Annotated in this window: 15 protein-coding genes and 1 pseudogene; 3 read left to right on the top strand and 13 right to left on the bottom strand. The window is 73.3% G+C overall.

Annotated features, from left to right (window positions below; translation table 11 throughout):
* Window positions 1-8: 8 nt before the first annotated feature.
* The 8 genes from ACTWJ9_RS32000 to ACTWJ9_RS32035 are packed head-to-tail and all read right to left on the bottom strand — an operon-like array spanning window position 9 to window position 7,706.
* Window positions 9-890, bottom strand: coding sequence for an SDR family oxidoreductase (locus ACTWJ9_RS32000; RefSeq protein WP_279337675.1), 882 nt, complete (start codon window positions 888-890; stop codon window positions 9-11).
* A complete protein-coding gene (locus ACTWJ9_RS32005) occupies window positions 887-1,405 on the bottom strand; it encodes a hypothetical protein (protein WP_279337673.1) in 519 nt (172 codons plus the stop codon). Before ACTWJ9_RS32005 ends, ACTWJ9_RS32000 begins: the two co-directional genes overlap by 4 nt.
* A 35-nt stretch (window positions 1,406-1,440) precedes the next feature.
* On the bottom strand, window positions 1,441-3,090 hold the full coding sequence (locus ACTWJ9_RS32010; protein WP_387035312.1) for a phytoene desaturase family protein: 1,650 nt from the start codon (window positions 3,088-3,090) through the stop codon (window positions 1,441-1,443).
* On the bottom strand, window positions 3,083-3,589 hold the full coding sequence (locus ACTWJ9_RS32015; RefSeq protein WP_384208741.1) for an SRPBCC family protein: 507 nt from the start codon (window positions 3,587-3,589) through the stop codon (window positions 3,083-3,085). Before ACTWJ9_RS32015 ends, ACTWJ9_RS32010 begins: the two co-directional genes overlap by 8 nt.
* 58 nt (window positions 3,590-3,647) lie before the next feature.
* Window positions 3,648-4,535, bottom strand: a complete 888-nt coding sequence (locus ACTWJ9_RS32020; RefSeq protein ID WP_387035310.1) for an oxygenase MpaB family protein — start codon at window positions 4,533-4,535, stop codon at window positions 3,648-3,650.
* A 54-nt stretch (window positions 4,536-4,589) separates the two neighbouring features.
* On the bottom strand, window positions 4,590-4,856 hold the full coding sequence (locus ACTWJ9_RS32025) for a hypothetical protein (RefSeq protein WP_279337669.1): 267 nt from the start codon (window positions 4,854-4,856) through the stop codon (window positions 4,590-4,592).
* Between the two features lie 35 nt (window positions 4,857-4,891).
* Window positions 4,892-5,500, bottom strand: coding sequence for an AMIN-like domain-containing (lipo)protein (locus ACTWJ9_RS32030; RefSeq protein ID WP_443296083.1), 609 nt, complete (start codon window positions 5,498-5,500; stop codon window positions 4,892-4,894).
* A 34-nt stretch (window positions 5,501-5,534) separates the two neighbouring features.
* A complete protein-coding gene (locus ACTWJ9_RS32035; protein WP_279337667.1) occupies window positions 5,535-7,706 on the bottom strand; it encodes a SpoIIE family protein phosphatase in 2,172 nt (723 codons plus the stop codon).
* Window positions 7,707-8,031: 325 nt separating this feature from the next.
* Between ACTWJ9_RS32035 and ACTWJ9_RS32040 the strand changes: the two are divergent.
* Window positions 8,032-8,173: pseudogene (locus tag ACTWJ9_RS32040) on the top strand (MMPL family transporter); the annotation flags it as partial.
* A gap of 111 nt (window positions 8,174-8,284) precedes the next feature.
* On the opposite strand, the gene ACTWJ9_RS32045 reads toward ACTWJ9_RS32040, so the two are convergent.
* The gene (locus tag ACTWJ9_RS32045) at window positions 8,285-10,222 is read right to left on the bottom strand and encodes a DUF1996 domain-containing protein (protein ID WP_443296137.1); all 1,938 of its coding nucleotides are present in this window, start codon (window positions 10,220-10,222) and stop codon (window positions 8,285-8,287) included.
* A 346-nt stretch (window positions 10,223-10,568) separates the two neighbouring features.
* On the bottom strand, window positions 10,569-11,201 hold the full coding sequence (locus ACTWJ9_RS32050) for a GNAT family N-acetyltransferase (RefSeq protein WP_279337666.1): 633 nt from the start codon (window positions 11,199-11,201) through the stop codon (window positions 10,569-10,571).
* A gap of 103 nt (window positions 11,202-11,304) precedes the next feature.
* Between ACTWJ9_RS32050 and ACTWJ9_RS32055 the strand changes: the two genes are divergently transcribed.
* On the top strand, window positions 11,305-12,372 hold the full coding sequence (locus tag ACTWJ9_RS32055) for a YhjD/YihY/BrkB family envelope integrity protein (RefSeq protein WP_443296084.1): 1,068 nt from the start codon (window positions 11,305-11,307) through the stop codon (window positions 12,370-12,372).
* Window positions 12,373-12,396: 24 nt separating this feature from the next.
* On the opposite strand, the gene ACTWJ9_RS32060 is transcribed toward ACTWJ9_RS32055, so the two are convergent.
* Window positions 12,397-12,852, bottom strand: a complete 456-nt coding sequence (locus ACTWJ9_RS32060; protein ID WP_279337663.1) for a flavodoxin family protein — start codon at window positions 12,850-12,852, stop codon at window positions 12,397-12,399.
* 146 nt (window positions 12,853-12,998) lie between these two features.
* On the opposite strand from ACTWJ9_RS32060, the gene ACTWJ9_RS32065 reads away from it, so the two are divergent.
* A complete protein-coding gene (locus tag ACTWJ9_RS32065) occupies window positions 12,999-13,658 on the top strand; it encodes a class I SAM-dependent methyltransferase (protein ID WP_387041891.1) in 660 nt (219 codons plus the stop codon).
* A 36-nt stretch (window positions 13,659-13,694) separates the two neighbouring features.
* Here the strand turns inward: ACTWJ9_RS32065 and ACTWJ9_RS32070 are convergent, their stop codons facing one another.
* Entirely contained in the window at window positions 13,695-14,036 is a 342-nt protein-coding gene (locus ACTWJ9_RS32070) for an ArsR/SmtB family transcription factor (RefSeq protein ID WP_109377945.1), read from the bottom strand.
* Window positions 14,037-14,221: 185 nt separating this feature from the next.
* Window positions 14,222-15,958 carry a SulP family inorganic anion transporter gene (locus tag ACTWJ9_RS32075; protein ID WP_279337661.1) on the bottom strand — a complete coding sequence of 579 codons (1,737 nt, stop codon included), beginning with the start codon at window positions 15,956-15,958 and terminating at the stop codon, window positions 14,222-14,224.
* Window positions 15,959-16,167 lie beyond the last annotated feature (209 nt).

Below are 16,167 nucleotides of genomic sequence, written 5' to 3' on the forward strand. Positions count from 1 at the left end.
TCCGGGAGTCACCCGTTCTTCCGGGAGGCCGTCCGGTCGGCCTCCCCGCCGGCGCCCAGCAGACCCGTGTGCCGCATCGGGTCCTCGGCCTCCAGGCGGGCCAGCTCGCGGCGGGCGACCCGCAGCACCACCGGCGGCAGCGCGGCACGTGCCGCCTGCGCCAGGCGCAGCCAGCGGGGCACGTACACGGCCGTACTGCGCTGCTCCACCGCCGCCGCCAGCCGGGCGGCGACCCGGTCCACCGGGTACACGCGCCGGGCGGGCGGCGGCATCCGGGCGCGCAGTTCCCGCAGCACGGGGTACCGGTCGGCATCGCGGATCATGTCGGTGTCGGTCCAGTTCAGGTATCCGATGCCCACGGCCACGCCGTGGTGCGCCACTTCGGCCCGCAGCGCGTGGGCGAAGGCCTCCACCCCGGACTTGGAGGCGCAGTAGGCGCTCATCATGGGGGCGGCGCCGATCGAGGCGAGCGAGGCGACCTGGTGGTAGTAGCCCCGGGTCGCCAGCAGGTCGGGCAGGAAGGCGCGGGCGGTCGCCGCACTTCCCGTCAGGTTGACGTCGATGACCCGGCGCCAGTCGGCGGGGTCCGAGGTGGCGAACGGGCCGCCTTCCGCGACACCCGCGTTCGCCACGACGGCGGAGGGTGTGCCGAGGCGCGTCCGCACCAGTGCGGCGGCGTCGCCGAGGGCTGCCTCGTCGGTGATGTCGACCTCGCAGACCAGTGTCGCCGTGGGCAGGCCGGCCGCCACCGCCGTCAGCGCCGCCTTCTCGTGGCCGAGCAGGGCGAGCCGGGCCCCCCGCCGGGACAGGTCGCGGGCCAGGGCCGCTCCGACGCCCCGCGCGGCGCCGGTCACCACGACGGTACGGCCGTGGAGCGGGTTGGCTTTCATGGCCCTTCCTTCCGGGACTCCCGGGCGCGGTCCGTGCGGTTGTGCTCCTCCGCCCGTGCCCCGGGCCCCGGGGTGGTGCCGGGACGGGCGGTGTGGTCGGGGTGACCGGCGGTACGGCGGGCTTCCTTCATCTCCGCCTCGTAGAGGTGGTCGTGTCCCTCGGCGAGTTCCTCGACGGCAGCGCGTTCGAATTCTCTGAACGGCTCGTAGTACGTGTGGTCGTAGGCCTCGACGATCTGGAACGTCCAGTGGCCGGGAATCACGTTCCGGCCCAGGATCTGTGTGCGCACCGTCTCGGCCCATTCCGGGTGCCCGGCCTCGCGGAGGAGTTCGACCGCCCGGTCCAGCTCGAGGTCGGCGGTGCCGGTGAGCTGGTGGAAGCTGTAGAGGTGGCCCCGGGCGCGCTCGGTGGTCTCCAGTGCCTTCGACAGTGACCCCAGGGCTTCCACGGTGGTGTGGCTGACGCCTTCGGGGCGCTGGTGCGCGCGGTCGGGACCGTTGTCGTGGCTGGTCATCGTCTGGCCTCCGCCTGTGGTCGTCGGTGTGCCGGTCATCCGCCGTCGGCTCGGGCGCCCGGACCGGGTTGCCTGCGGCCGGTGCGGTCCCGGCGGGCCAGCAGGCGCTGCACCCGTGCCGGGCCCGGCGTCAGGTGCCGGCGCAGGGCCACGCGGGCGGCGTTGGCGCCCGGTGCGCCGTGGACGCCGCCGCCCGGATGTGCTCCCGCGGACGCCAGATACAGCCCCTTCACGGGGGTCTCCGGGCGTCCGGTGCCGGGGATCGGTCGGAAGAAGAGCTGCTGGTGCATGGCCGCGGTGCCGCCGTTGATGGCGCCGCCGTGCAGATTCCGGTCGAGGGACTGGAGCGTCGGCGGAGCGAGCACGCGCCGGGCCCGGATCCGGGAGCGGAACCCGGGTGCGAACCGTTCGACCTGGCGCTCGACGCGGTCGGCCATGACCTCCTGCTCCCCGGCGCCCCAGGTACCGGTGAGTCCCTCGTCGCCCGCGTCGCCGGCGGCGGCGTGGGGCACATGGGTGTAGGCCCACGCGGACTCGGTGCCCCGGGGGGAGCGGGTGGGGTCGGAGGTCGTCATCTGCCCGAACAGGCAGAAGGGGCGGTCGGGGACCTGGCCCATGGCGAGCTGGGCCGCGAACCGGGTCAGTTCGTCGACGCCGTCCGAGAGGTGGACGGTGCCGGCGCCCGCGGCCTGCTCGGCCCGCCAGGGCACCGGGCCGTCGAGTGCCCAGTCCACCTTGAAGGTGGCGAAGTCCCACTGGAAGCACCGCAGATCGGACATCAGCTGGGCGGGAAGGTGCACGGCGTCGACGAGTTCGCCGTACAGGGCCGGTACGGACACGTCCGCGAGGACGGCCCGCCCGGCGCCGATCGTCTCGCCGTCCGCGGTGCGCACCCCCACCGCCCGGCCCTCGCGCACGACGATGCGGTCGACCCGCCGGCCGCAGTGCAGCAGGCCACCGCGTGCGGCCAGCCGGCGGGACAGTGCCTCGGTGAGGGCACCGGAGCCGCCGGACGGCACGGGGAAGCCGTAGGTCTGTCCGAGCATCGACATCAGCCAGCCGAAGCCCCCGCTGCCCGCGGCCTCCGGTGCCAGGTCGGCGTGGAGCGCGTTGCCCGCCAGCAGCAGTCCGCCGCCCTCGCCCCGGAACTCCTCCTCCCCCAGACGGCGGACGGGCAGTACCAGGGTGCGGGCCATCCGCAGGCCGCCCGCGCCGCGCAGCCGGACGGCGAGCCGGGCGGCGGAGCGGACCGGCGGGAACGGGGTGAACAGGGCGTTCAGGAGGTCGGGGCGAAGGTCCTGCCACACGTCGTGCAGCCGCCGCCAGGCGGCTCCGTCGCCCGGCGCGAAGGCCTCCAGGGAGTCGGCGGTGACATCGATCCGGCGGTCGAGCACCGCACACCTGCCGTCGCTCAGCGGGTGGGCCAGGACGTGCGGGGCGTGGCTCCAGCGCAGCCCGTGGTCCTCCAGGCGGAGCCCGCCGAGCACCGGGGACGCGGCGGCGAGCGGATAGAAGGAACTGCAGAGGTCGCTGACGAAGTCCGGGTCGACGCCCCGGTCGTGCCGTACCGCGCCACCGGGCTCCGGCTGCTCCTCCAGCACGTCCACACTCCAGCCCGCGTCGGCCAGGAGGTTCGCCGCCACGAGTCCGTTGGGACCGGCCCCGATCACCACGGCGTCAGGCACGAGCGCCTCCCCGGCCGGGCTTCGGCGACACGACCTGACCGAGGGGGCGGCGGCGTTCCTCCTCGGCGGCCTCGGCCTCGCAGAGCTTCGCCAGCCGGGCGAGCATGGCGCGGTGGCGTACCTGGATCAGGGCTTCCACGGCCGCGTTGTGCAGGCGGCCGCCGACTCCGCGCAGTGGATGCTCGTCCACGAGCACCAGGCACTGGTCTCCCCACGGCCGCAGCTCGATGGCGATGCGCGCCGTGCCGAGGGGGCCCGCGTTGGCCTCGAGTTCCAGGGCCTCACCCTGCTCACAGCGTCGGACGACCGTCTCGTTGGACAGGCGAAGGGGCCCCAGCCGCACCTCGTAGCGGATCGCCGCGCCGAGCCGGGGCCAGTGGCCCCGGACCGGCTCCGAATCCGAGGTTCCCACCACCCACTGTGCGTAGCGACGGCCGTCGGCGAGGACGGCCCAGACCGTCTGCGGACGCGTACTGATCAGACGATGACGAACCGCCATTGCGGCCTCCCGTGTCCGAACGGCACCGGCCAGCTCTGAGTGCCCCGGATCGGACGGGTCAACCGGCGACGTCCTGCCCCGGGCCGGCGGGCGGGGCCAGCGCCCAGCGGATGCCCGCGGTGACGGCGGTGCCGAACGGGCGGACGAGCACGCCTTCGGCGGGTGCCGCCCGGGGCAGCCACAGCGCGCGGGACGCCCAGTTCGGCAGCAGGGACACGGCGCCGGCGGCGAGGGCGCCGTAGGGCAGCCGGGCGAGGGCCGGTACGGGCGGGTTGAGCAGCAGGAAACGCGCCGCGCCGCGTGCCTCGGGGGTCGACCGCAGTTCCCCGCGGTAGTCCGCCAGCCGGTCGGCGAGTTCGGTTCGGCTCCTCGGCGGGTCGGGCACGCCGAGCGCGGTGGCGATGCGCGCCATGTCCGCCACGTAGCCGTCGCAGCCCTCGTCGTCCAGCGGGTGGGCGCCGTAGCGCTGGTGGGCGCGCAGGAACATGTCGGCCTCCGCGATGTGCACCCAGCACAGCAGGTGGGGATCGGCGGCGTGGTACTCGTGGCCGTCGGCGGTCGTGCCGCGTACCGTCTCGTGCACGGCCCGTACCCGGTCGACGGCCTGCTGGGCGCCGTCGGCCGGGCCGTAGGTGGTCATGGCGAGGAAGGTGCTGGTCCGCTGCAGGCGGCCCCACGGGTCCCCGCGGAACCCGGAGTGCCCGGCGACGGCGGCCATGGCCAGCGGATGGAGCGACTGGAGCAGCAGGGCCGACAGTCCGCCGATGAACATCGAGGCATCCCCGTGCACCTGTCTGACGGGCCGTTCGGGACCGAACCAGCGCGGGCCGGGCGTGCCGTGGATACGGGCACGGTTGTCCCGGCCGTCCGGTCCCGCCACCCGGGAGAAGATCGCGTCACCGATCCGGCCGCGCACCGCCCGGCCGCCGTCCGAAAGGAGTCCCATGGCTCACTCCCGCCTCCTCGCGCCCGTGCCGGCCGGCCGGCACGGGCCGCGTGTTCAGGGAACGTCGCCCTTCCAGTCGAACACACGCCCGCCCCTGCCGCGGGGCACGTACAGGGCGCGGCCGCCCGCGCCGTAGCGGCCTATCTCGGTGGGCAGCCCGACGCCGCCTCTCAGGTCCCTCTCGGAACGGTCCGTGATGTCCAGCAGGAGACCGTCCAGCGGCCCTCCCGCCAGCTCCGCGTACAACCGCCCGTCGCGCGGCCCCGGATCGTCGTGGTCCGCTCCGTAGACCCTGCCGCGCATGAACTCCAGCTCGTCCATACCGGCAGGGTGGCATCCACCACTGACAGTCGCGTTCAGCTCGCGTCCGTCCAGCTGTGGGCGACGTCGATCACGAGACGGTCCGGGAGCTGCAGCACCCTGAACGGCAACCGGGTACGCACCCCGAGCCCGATCTGGGTGTCGCCCTCGAAGCCGGCTGCGAACCGCGCGTCCCTGAAGGTGCGGTACCCGGTCAGGTCCACTCCCGGCAGAGGTTGTCCGGCGCGCGCGGGGTAGGTGGGCCGGCCGGTCCCGGGGTCGTACGGCGGAGCGGCCACCCGCACTTCCAGGACGGCGCCGCCGGCGACGGGGACCGGCCGGCCGGAGCCGTCCTGGTACAGCCGGTCGACGTACCGGACCGTGTACCCGATGCCGCTGCCGCCCGCTCCCGGCAGGTCGACGACCATCCGGTCGTAGCAGGTGTGGTGTCCGGTCCTGACGTCCCGGACCGGTGTCGTCGTGGCCGTGGGGGCGGTTTTGGCCCGGCTGCCCCAGCCGGTGGGGCACGCCGCGGACCGGGGCGTCACGGCCTGGACGGAGACGGTCCGGGGGGAGGCGGTGGGTGTGGCGGCGGCGGGGGCCGCCACCGTTCCCAGCGTGCCGCCCACGAGTGCCAGAGTCACGCACATTGTTCTTCTTTTCATTTTTTACGCCCCCAAGGGTCGCCTTCTGCTGGTATCAGGTGAGACGGCCTGGTTGAGCCGAAGGTTGCACCGGGAGGACGCCCTCTCCCTGTTCCGTGGGCCGCAGGAGGAGTGCGGTGATGTCGTCGGCGGACTGGCCGGTGCGCTCCGTGGTGCGCAGAAGGTGGTCGACGAGCCGGTGCAGGTCCAGGTCGGCGCCCGCCGCCAGACGTTCGGCGAGCCGCTCGGTGGCGTGGGTGGCGTCGGTGCCGGGGGCCTCCACCAGGCCGTCGGTGTAGAGGGCGAGGACGGAGCCCGGGGGAAAGCCGACGGTGGTGACCGGATAGTGGCCGCCGGTGCCGACACCGAGCAGCGGTCCGGGTTCGAGGTGCACCACGTCGGCCCGTCCGGGGGCCCGGCGCAGCAGCGGCGGGACGTGTCCGGCGTTGGTGAGGGTCACTTCGTGGCGTGCCAGGTCGATATGGGCGTAGAGGCAGGAGACGAGCAGTTCGGAGTCCAGGTCCGCGAGCAGCCGGTTGGTCCGGAGGAGGACCTTGTCCGGTGCCGCGCCGGCCGTGGTGTGCGCGTGGACGGCGAGACGGACCTGGCCCATGAGGGCCGCCGCGGTGACACCGTGGCCCTCCACGTCCCCGATGACAGCGGCCACGGTGGTGTCGTCGAGGGGCAGCACGTCGTAGAAGTCGCCGCCGACGTCGAGGCCGGGCCCGGCGGGCAGGTAGCGGACGGCGACGTCGAGGCCGGGCACGGTGGGCAGGGCGCGTGGCAGCAGGGTCCGCTGCAGGGCGGCGACGAGGTGGCGCTGGGTGTCGTAGAGGCGGGCGCGGTCGAGGGCCTGGGCTATCAGGCCGGCCAGGGAGGTCAGGACGGCCCGTTCGTCGGCGGTGAAGGTGTGCGGCCGGTCGTAGGACAGGACGCAGCAGCCCACCGGTCGTCCCGAGATGGTCAGCGGGAGGAAGGCCCAGGCCGTCTTGTCGCTGAGGTGGACGGTGCTGGGATACCCGGCGGCGATCTCGTCCTGGCTGCCGAAGAAGGCGGCCGTGCCGGCGGCCAGGACATCGCCCGCGGGGGTGAGTTCCGTGTCCAGGTCCAGGGCGTCGAGCCGTTCCACGACGCCGCCGGGGTAGCCGTGGTGGCCGACGATCCGCAGCCGGCCTGCCTCGGCCGAGGTGAGCATCAGGCCCTGGGCTCCGAAGGCGGGCAGTATCTGGTGGGTGATCAGGTCCACGAGGTCCTGCACGGTCACCGTCTCGGTGAGCGCGGCGGCCAGATGGACCAGTTGGTGCAGGCGTCCCATGGGGGCCGGCTCGGGGCGCGGCAGGTCCGCGGGCGTCGGCAGGACCGCGGTGTACTCCTTCCGGGGGGTGATACGGACGCTGATGCCGCTGCTGCCCGGGTGGAGTTCGAAGGTCAGCCACTGGTCCGGGGGGCGGCAGGCGGCATAGGTCACGGGTACCCGGCTGACCACCGCCGTGCGGTAGTGGTCCTCGTAGACCGGGTCGTCCAGCCAGGGCAGGGACTGCCAGGGCCTGGTGCCGAGGAGCTGTTCCGTGCGGCGGCCGAGCAGGCGGGCGGCGTCGGTGGTGAGGAAGGTGATCCGGCCCTCCAGATCGAGGGACACCGCTCCCTCGGGCAGCCGCTCCAGATAGTCGCAGGCGGCCAGCCCGGTCTGCGCCGGGCCGGCCACGGCGCCCGGGGTGACGATCCGCGGCCGGTCGTGGAGGGTGGGCGGCCGGGAGCTGTCCTCCAGGAGCCGTGCGAGGTGACGCGCGCTGGTCGTGATGTTGTGCCGTTCACGGGCCGTGACGTGCTGCGGGTGGTCGGCGGGCCACATCAGGCCGATGGCGCCCCAGCAACGGCGGGCCCCGGTCAGGGGCATCGCGGCCATCGCGAACGGGTACGGCAGGACCGCGGCGATCCGGGGGTATCTGCGCACCATCTCGTCCTGACCGCCGAGCCAGACCAGCCGGTCCTCCCGGACGGCGTCGGTGACGGGCGTCGGTGAGATGGGGGACAGCCGTTGCCACGGGGTGCTGAAATCCTCCGGGATCCCGCTCAGCCATCCCAGGCGCAGTACCCCGTCCGCCGCGTCCAGCAGGTAGAGGGCGCCGGCCGAGGCTCCGGTGCGCCGCACCGTGGCGGCCAGGCCCGCACCCAGGGCGTCGTCCAGCGAGGCGGCGCCCAGGAACGACTCGCTCATCCCGGACATCACGGCCTCCGCTCCGGTGGCAGGAAGGCTGCCCGCCCGTCAGAGAAGGTGCGCGGGTGCCCGCTGTTCCCTCAGGGACGTACACGTTCCACACCTCGGACAGTACGCCCGACCCGCTCCGCGGGCATGTCCTCGCGGCCCGCCCCGCCCGGGTCCGCCGGGTGACCGCGCCCGGGCACCGGGCCCGTCGCCGGCCATGGTCACCCGCGCGGTCCGAGAGCCGGGGTGATCCCCTCCCCGTGCGATGGGGACGAGGCCAGGACCGGCTCGGCCTCGGCACGGGGCGGGGCGGAGAGCCGGGGCGGAGGAGAACACGCCCTGGTAGATCACCGCGCGGGTCATCACCTGCGCCGCGCTGATCGTGGTGAGCGTGTTCGCGGCGTTCGTCATCAGCGAGAACATCGTGGTCAGGATGCTGGGGTCCGGGCCTCGCCGGCAGCGTCCTCGTCGACGCCACCGTGGTGCGCCGGCGCCTTCCCCAAGGCCCGGACGGCCGGGCGTGCGACACGACGGCGGCAGGCCCCGCGGGGCCTGCCGCCGTCGTGCGTACCCGCGCCTCGCCGCGCGGGCCGTCCGGGTCAGGTGCGGCGCACGCGGCGCAGCAGCACGAAGCCGGCGATGACCAGGACCGCGCCCGCGGCCGCCGGCCAGAGCTGGGCACCCGTCTCGGCCAGACCGCCGCTCACGGTCTGCGGCTCGGTGGCGTCGGCCGCCGCGGTCTGCCGGCCGCCGTCGTCGGTCGCCGTGCCGACGCCCGGCGTCTCCTGGCCGGCGCCGTCGCCCTGCTGACCGCCCTGGGGCGCGGCCGAGGCCCGGACCTCGGGCTGCTTGTCGCCGGGCGGGGTGGTGGCGTCGTCACCCGCGGGCTCCTCGGTGGCCGGGGCGTCGGCCGGGGGCTCCGAGGGGTTCTCCTGACCGCCGTCACCGGCACCGGGCTTGTCGCCCTTGCCCCCCTTGCCACCCTTGTCGTCCTTACCGCCCTTGTCGCCCGGCTGGGCGGCGCCGTCACCGGGCTGCTCGGCGCCGTTGCCGCCGTTGCCGCCCCCACCGGGAGCCTCGGTGGGCTCCTCCGTCGGGTCCCCACCCGGCTGCTCACCGCCGTCGCCGGCGCCGACACCGCAGGTGCGGCCGCTGTTGATGCAGTCGACCATCTCCTGCATCAGGTCCTCGTCGAAGACGTTGATGAAGTCGCCGTGGTCGGTGCCCGGCTTGTGCAGCTGCTCCGGGAAGGAGTCCACGGCGAACAGCGGGGTCGTCGCGCCGCCGTCGTTCAGGCTCGGCGCGTCGACGTCGTAGACGATGCGCTGGACCAGCTGCGGCACGGGCGCGAAGCCGGACGGGCAGTTGCCCTGGGCGTCCATGAACGCCATGTGCGTACGGTGGTTGGCGCTGTCGGTGTTGCGGCCGTCCCAGCAGCTCTGGAAGTCGAAGGTGCGCACCACGTCACTGCCCTGCGGGCACAGCGGGTACTTGTCCTCGAGCTGCCGGTCCTCGAAACCGGTGCAGCTCCAGGACGCGTTGGCGTTGGCGGGGCCGTTGACGAACGACTTGGCGTCACCGGTGATGATGCGCAGCAGCCGCGGCATGGCCGTGACCTCGCCCTGCGGGTTGCCCACGAACGTCAGCGTGACCTCCTTGGGGGTCACGATCTCACCGGCGTTGCCCTCGATGCCGCCGCCGGGGGAGTTGGCGTCCTGCTCCTCGGTGCCGTTCTGCAGCCGCAGCACGGGCCAGTAGTACGACGACTTGTCGCCCTGGTCCTCACAGCTGGTGTCGGCCGCCGCCAGCTGGTCGTCGCTGGAGAAGGCGTTGGTGGCCTGGTTGCCGATGTAGTCGTGGAAGTGGTGCGCGCCGTTGGCGACACCGGGAGCCGCGATCACGTTGTCCGAGTTGAACAGACCGTTCTCGTTGACACCGCAGCTGCTGACGAAGGTGCCCTTCGAGGCGTCCGCCGCCGGGTCGGGCTTGACCACGTTGGGCTGGACGCTCTCGATGTCCACGAAGTCCGCGGCGACGGGCCCGTTGCCCGCCTGTCCGCCGTTTCCGCCGCCCTGGTCCTGGCCGTCGGCGCCGCCTGCGCCCTGGTCGCCCTCCTGGCCGTTCCCGTCCTGGCCGTCTTCCGGCTGGGCGGACGCGTTTCCGGAGTCGCGGACGGAGCAGTCGGCGAGTCCACCGAGGCCCTCGGGGCGGTCGCCCTCCTTCTCCATGGCGGCCGTGATGCGTTCGAGGGTCGCGGAGCGTTCCTCCTCGAGCGGGTCGATGACCTTGTCGTCGGCGACGCCGGGGTCCTGCTGGATGGCCTGCGCGGACTCCCCCAGGCGCTGGTAGGCCTGGGCGATCTGCTCGTCCAGCGCGGCCAGTTCCTTGTCGACGTCCGGCCGCGCCTTCTCGGGGACCGTGGTCAGCTCGGTCGCCACGTCGGGGCAGTCGATGGTGGTGCCGCCGAGGACGCGCGCCTGACCGGCCCCGCCCACGGAGTCGTCCTCCGTCGCGGAAGCGTAGACATTGGCCGCCATCAACCCCCCTCCGCCCAGGATCAGCGCGACCGCGGCGAAGGTCGCGCGCTGTGGACCTCGTGGGCGTCTGCGTGTGTTGCGTGCCAAGGCGGTACTCCTACGCTTCTGTCGCGGGGGGTGGGCATGGGATTCCCACGCCCCATACGTAGGCGCGTCGCGGTGTGTTCAAGCGCCTCACGGTTTCTTCGGGAATTCTCAGGAACCTCCCGGGAACCGCAGGGCGCCCGGGCGCCTCCACGGTCCCGCCCGACTCGGCCTGCGCGGCAGGGAGTTCAGATGCCGGACAGCCGAAGTGACCGCTGGCCGACGGAGGTTCACGTCCGTCGGCTGCCGGCGCACGGGACCCTCAGAGCCGGTCGTGGTCCCGCGTCGAGCGCCCGAGGCAGGTGACGGAATCGTCGAGGAGCACCTCGATCTCGTGGAAGCCCATCCGGTCGTAGAAGGCCCTGGCGGAGCTGTTGGCCTTCGCCATCACGAGGTGGACCGAGGGCACCCCGCGGACGTGCAGCGCCTCGAGGAACGTCCGCATCAGCTCCCGGCCGTACCCGCACCCCTGCCACCGGGGCAGCAGGTCGATGTGCAGGTGGGCGGGGTAGGCCGCCAGTTCGGGGACGGACATCCGCTCGGGGTGGTGCAGGAGCCAGGCCATCTCCTCGTCCGGGCTCCCGGGCAGCCCGTCCGGCTCGGGGTGCCGGTCGGCGACCAGCGGCAGCCACGCGGCACGGAAGTCCCGCGCGAAGCGGGGCGTGTCGGCGGTGCCGAGGACGTAACCGACCGCGCGCCCCTTCCCGTCGTCCAGGACGAAGGCGAGTTCGGGCTCCAGGTGGACGTAGGGAGCGGCGAAGACCGCCGGGAGGATGCCGGGGTCACGGTAGTGGAGGCGGGCGTCCTGACCGTTGTGCGCGGTGCGGACACAGATGTCGTCGAGGGCCGGCCGGTCCTCGCGGCGGTACGGACGAATCACGGGAGAGGAGATCATGCCCGGCATCCTGCACGCTTTGGGAGCGCTCCCACAACCTTGTCCCGTTCCCGTGGCCGCTCGTGCGCGGAGTGATCTCCCGTTCCGTGGTTACTCGAAGGCCATGAAACCGAATGTCCCGGGACGCCGCAGGCGGTCCGACGGCGACGCCCCGGACCCGGAGCGCTCAGGCCCGGATCCGGGGGAGCAAGGACCGAGCGACCAGGTGGAGCAGTCGGCACCGGACGCGCCGACCGAGCTCCCGAAAGGGGCCTGGGGCGCCGCGCTGAAGGGGGCGCTGCGCGAGTTCAAGGACGACGAGCTGACCGACCGGGCCGCCGCTCTCACGTACTACGGCGTGCTGGCACTGTTCCCGGCACTGCTGGTGCTGGTGTCGCTGCTGGGCATCACGGGACGCTCGACGGTGGACAAGGTGATGGAGAACGTCCGGCAACTCGCCCCCGGGGCGGTCCGCGACATCATCACCCGGGCCGTCGACCAGCTCCAGGGCAACGCGGGTACCGGATCGGTCGTGGCGATCGTCGGTCTCGTGCTCGCCCTGTGGTCGGCGTCGGGCTATGTGGCGGCGTTCATCCGCTCGGCCAACGCGGTCTACGACATACCCGAGGGACGTCCGGTGTGGAAGGTGCTGCCGGTGCGGCTCGGTTTGACGGTGGTGCTGATGGTGCTGGCCGTGGTCAGTGCGCTCATCGTCGTCTTCACCGGTGGTCTGGCCCGTCAGGTCGGCGGCACCCTCGGTATCGGGGACGCCGCGCTGACGGTGTGGTCGATCGCCAAGTGGCCGGTGCTGGTCGTCCTGGTGACGATCATGATCGCGCTGCTGTACTGGGCCGCTCCGAACGCCAAGGTCCGGGGGTTCAGGTGGATCACCCCCGGCAGCTTCCTGGCCCTGCTGATCTGGCTGGCCGCCTCCGGCGGCTTCGCGTTCTACGTCGCCAATTTCGCCTCGTACAACAAGACGTACGGCACGATGGCCGGTGTCATCGTCTTCCTGGTCTGGCTGTGGATCACCAATCTGGCCATTCTGCTGGGTCTGGAGTTCGACGCGGAGATCGCCCGGCAGCGGGCCATCGCCGGTGGTCATCCGCCCGAGGCCGAGCCGTACACCCGGCCCCGGGACACCCGTGCCTGGGACGAGCAGGAGCGGCGCCGGGTGGACGGAGGGGGCTGATCCCGCCACCGAGGTCCGGGCGGATCAGTCGTCCATCAGTCCGGCGGCGAGCGTGGCGCCCAGTTCCCAGCACCGCTCGACGGCGGCCTTGTCGGGTTCGCCGGTGACGGTCACCGCGTCCGCGGCGCGCCGCCAGCCGAGGCCCTTCGTGACAGACTCGATGCCCCGCACCGCCCCGGTGACGTCGCTGCCGCCGTGCACGTAGTAGCCGAACGGCCGGCCCCGGGTGGTGTCGAGGCACGGGTAGTAGACCTGGTCGAAGAAGTGCTTGAGCGCCCCTGACATGTAGCCGAGGTTCGCCGGGGTGCCGAGCAGATAGCCGTCGGCGTCCAGGACGTCGCCGGCCGTGGCACAGAGCGCCGCCCGCCGGACGACCCGGACGCCCTCGATCTCCGGGGCGCCGGCCCCGGACAGGACCGCTTCGAACATCGTCTGGCAGTGGGGCGAGGGCGTGTGATGGATGATCAGCAGAGTCGGCACACCCCGACCCTGCCGTGCCGGCCGGGGCCTTCGCAAGCCGGTCCGGGGTGTGGGAGGGGCGCCGGAAGGAGCAGCGGGGAACGCTTGTGAGGGCGGCTCGGGGATGGCACGATGCCCGGCATCGACACGCGGAGACGGGGTGCGTCTTGGCCGACGGGAATCGCAGGTCACCGGCAGCGGCGGTGTTCGACGCGCTGGGCAGCGACTACGAGAAGGCGTTCGCCGCCTCCGAGGCGCACCGGGCCTCGCTGGCGTGGCTGCTCGAACGGCTCCCGCCCGGCAGCCGGGTGCTGGACGTGGGCAGCGGGACGGGACGGCCCACGGCCGCCACGCTCGCCGCGGCCGGTCACCGGGTGCTGGGGGTCGACGTGTCGCCGGTGATGGTGGAGATCGCGTCCCGGCAGGTGCCCGAGGCCGAGTTCCGCTGCGGTGACATCCGCGGGCTGCCGCTCGAGGACGGTTCCCTCGACGCCGTCTGCGTGTACTTCGCCCTGCTCCAGATGTCCCGTGCGGAGCAGGCGGACCTGGTGCGGCGGCTGGCCCTGGTCCTGCGCCCCGGCGGCCTGTTCGCGCTGGCCACCGTGCCCCTGGACGTCGAGGGCTTCGACGGTGTCTTCATGGGGCAGGGCGTGCGGGTCACCAGCTTCGCCGCCCAGGCCGTGACCGCGCTGGTGCGCGAGGCGGGGCTGACGGTGCTGTCGGAGGAGAGCGTGCTGTTCACCCCGGCCCATCCCGACGCCACTCCGGAGCCCCAGCTCTTCCTGCACGGCCGCCGCGAGGGCGGGGAGGCGGCCCCGGCGGGCTGACCCCGGCCCCGCGGGCCGGGGTCGGGGAAGCCGGGGCTAAGGAAGCGGTTTCGTCTCGCCCCTGAGGTCGGCGAGCAGTTCGGCCTGGCCGGCCAGCACTCCGGACAGGATGGTGCGGGCCACCCGGAGCAGTTCCGCCACGTGCGGGCTGGTCAGCGAGTAGTACACGGTCGAGCCCTCCTTGCGGCTGACCACGAGGTTCGCCCGGCGCAGCACCGCCAGTTGCTGGGAGAGGTGAGCCGGTTCGATGCCCACCTGGGGCAGCATCTCCGCGACGGCGTGCTCGCGCTCACTGAGGAGTTCCAGGACCCGGATGCGGGCGGGATGGCCCAGGGTCTTGAAGAACTCGGCCTTCAGTTGGTACAGCGGCATGGTCATCGTGCCGTCCCCTCTCCGGTTCCCGGTTTCCGGCGCGCCGCCCCGGTCCCGTCGTCCGGTCCGAGGTCCCTCGCCCCACCTGTGCGTCGTCGGCACCCGACCTCGCCATTCTCTGAGCTTTCCGACATTAGCAACTTCGCACATCCCTGTGTTCCGGGGGCTGTACCGGCCGATCTCCCGGTCGGTCAGGGCCTGTTCGGCGGCCCGGTGGGCGCGGCGGCCGACTGCGGGGCCCTGGGCGCGGGCAGGACACCGGTGAGTTCCAGGTGGTCGCGGGCCGCACGGATCGCCTCCGGCGTCGTGGCGTACTCCCGGCCCTCGCGCCGCAGCGACTCCAGTGTGCCGACGGATTCGAGGACCTTGCGGTGCTCGGGCCGGACGCCCGAGATCATGACGGCGATGCCGCGGCGCCGCAGTTTCGCCACCGCGTCCTTGAGCACCAGGGCGCCGGTGGCGTCGATGACGCTCACGTGGGAGAGGCGCAGGATGACCACCCGCACGTCGGCGAGTTCGGTCAGTTCCAGCAGGAAGCGGTGGGCGGCGGCGAAGAACAGCGGGCCGTCGACGCGGTAGGCGACGATGTGCTCGGCCAGCAGTTCGCGTTCCGCCTCCGTGTGGTCGCCCCGGTCGAGCGGGAGCGGGGCGAGGCGTGCCTGCCGGGCGACGGCGCTCAGTGCGAGGAGGCCCGCGACGGCCAGCCCGATGATCACGGCGAGGACGAGGTCGAGGGCGAGGGTGGCGACGGCCGTGAGGACCAGGACCAGCCCGTCGGAGCGGGTGGCGCGGGCCATCGCGCGCAGCGAACCGACCTCGACCATGCGGACGGCGGTGGCCAGGAGGACGCCCGCCAGCGCGGCGAGCGGGATCTTCGACACCAGCGGGGCGGCCGCGAAGACGATCACGGCGAGGACCGCCGCGTGCGCGAGGGCGGCCAGTCGCGAGGTGGCTCCGGTGCGGACGTTGACCGCGGTGCGGGCGATCGCGCCGGTCGCGGGGACGCCGCCGAAGAGCGGCGAGGCGATGTTCGCCAGGCCCTGGCCGAACAGTTCGCGGTCCGGGTCATGCCGTTGGTTGACGGTCATGCCGTCGGCCACGGAGGCGGACAGCAGCGACTCCAGCGCGGCCAGCGCCGCCACGGCCACGGCGGGTGCGATCAGTTCGGTCAGTGCGCCGGTGTCGAGGAAGGCGAGCGAGGGGGTGGGCAGGCCGGAGGGCAGGTCGCCGATGGGGCGCACCCCGTCCAGTCCTGCGACCTGGACCACGAGCGTGGCCGCGATCACGGCCAGGATGGAGAACGGGACGGTCGGCCGCAGGCGCGCCCCGATCAGCATCACGGCGGCCACCGAGAGCGCCAGGGCGACGGCGATCCAGTCGGGTGTGCGCGCGAACTCCTCGAACGCCCGCCAGGCCACCACCAGCACCCGGTCGCCCTCGGGCACGGGGACACCGAGGGCGTTGGGGATCTGCTGCAGTGCGATCACGCACGCGATGCCGAGTGTGAAGCCCTCCACCACGGGTGCGGGCACGTACCGCATGCTGCCCCCGGCCCGCAGCAGCGCCAGCACGACCAGGATCACGCCCGCCATCAGCCCGACCGTGAGCACGCCCGACGCGCCGTGGTCGGCGACGATGGGGACGAGCACCACGGTCATCGCCCCGGTCGGGCCCGAGACCTGGAGGTTGGAGCCGCCGAACACGGCGGCCAGCGCACCGGCGATCACGGCGGTGGCCAGCCCCGCCTCCGCGCCGAGCCCGGAGGAGACGCCGAATCCGAGGGCGAGGGGCAGTGCGACGACCGCGACGGTCAGTCCGGCGAGCAGGTCACGGCGCGGATCGCGCCGCATCTGGTCGAGGTCGCCGCGGGTGGGCAGCAGCGACGTGATCCGGGTCCAGACCCCGGCGAGCAGCAACGGTACCGACACAACCCCTCGACTTCCAGGTGGTCAAGAACTCCGAACACCGCGGGCGTCCGATCAGCTCGCGGCGTCATGGGGTCCCCCCTGCTCGAGCGAAGCCCAGAGCTTGGGGGAGCGTGCGATCGCAAGGCGTCGCACGCACCAGGCGCCCCTTGGGTTCGGGGCTCTACGGCGCTCCGTCGTACGACGCGCTCAGGGGGCCGCGACGACGGGCA

This window comes from Streptomyces sp. GDS52 (assembly GCF_052246875.1).
In the GTDB taxonomy this organism is placed as follows: Bacteria; Actinomycetota; Actinomycetes; order Streptomycetales; family Streptomycetaceae; genus Streptomyces; species Streptomyces cathayae.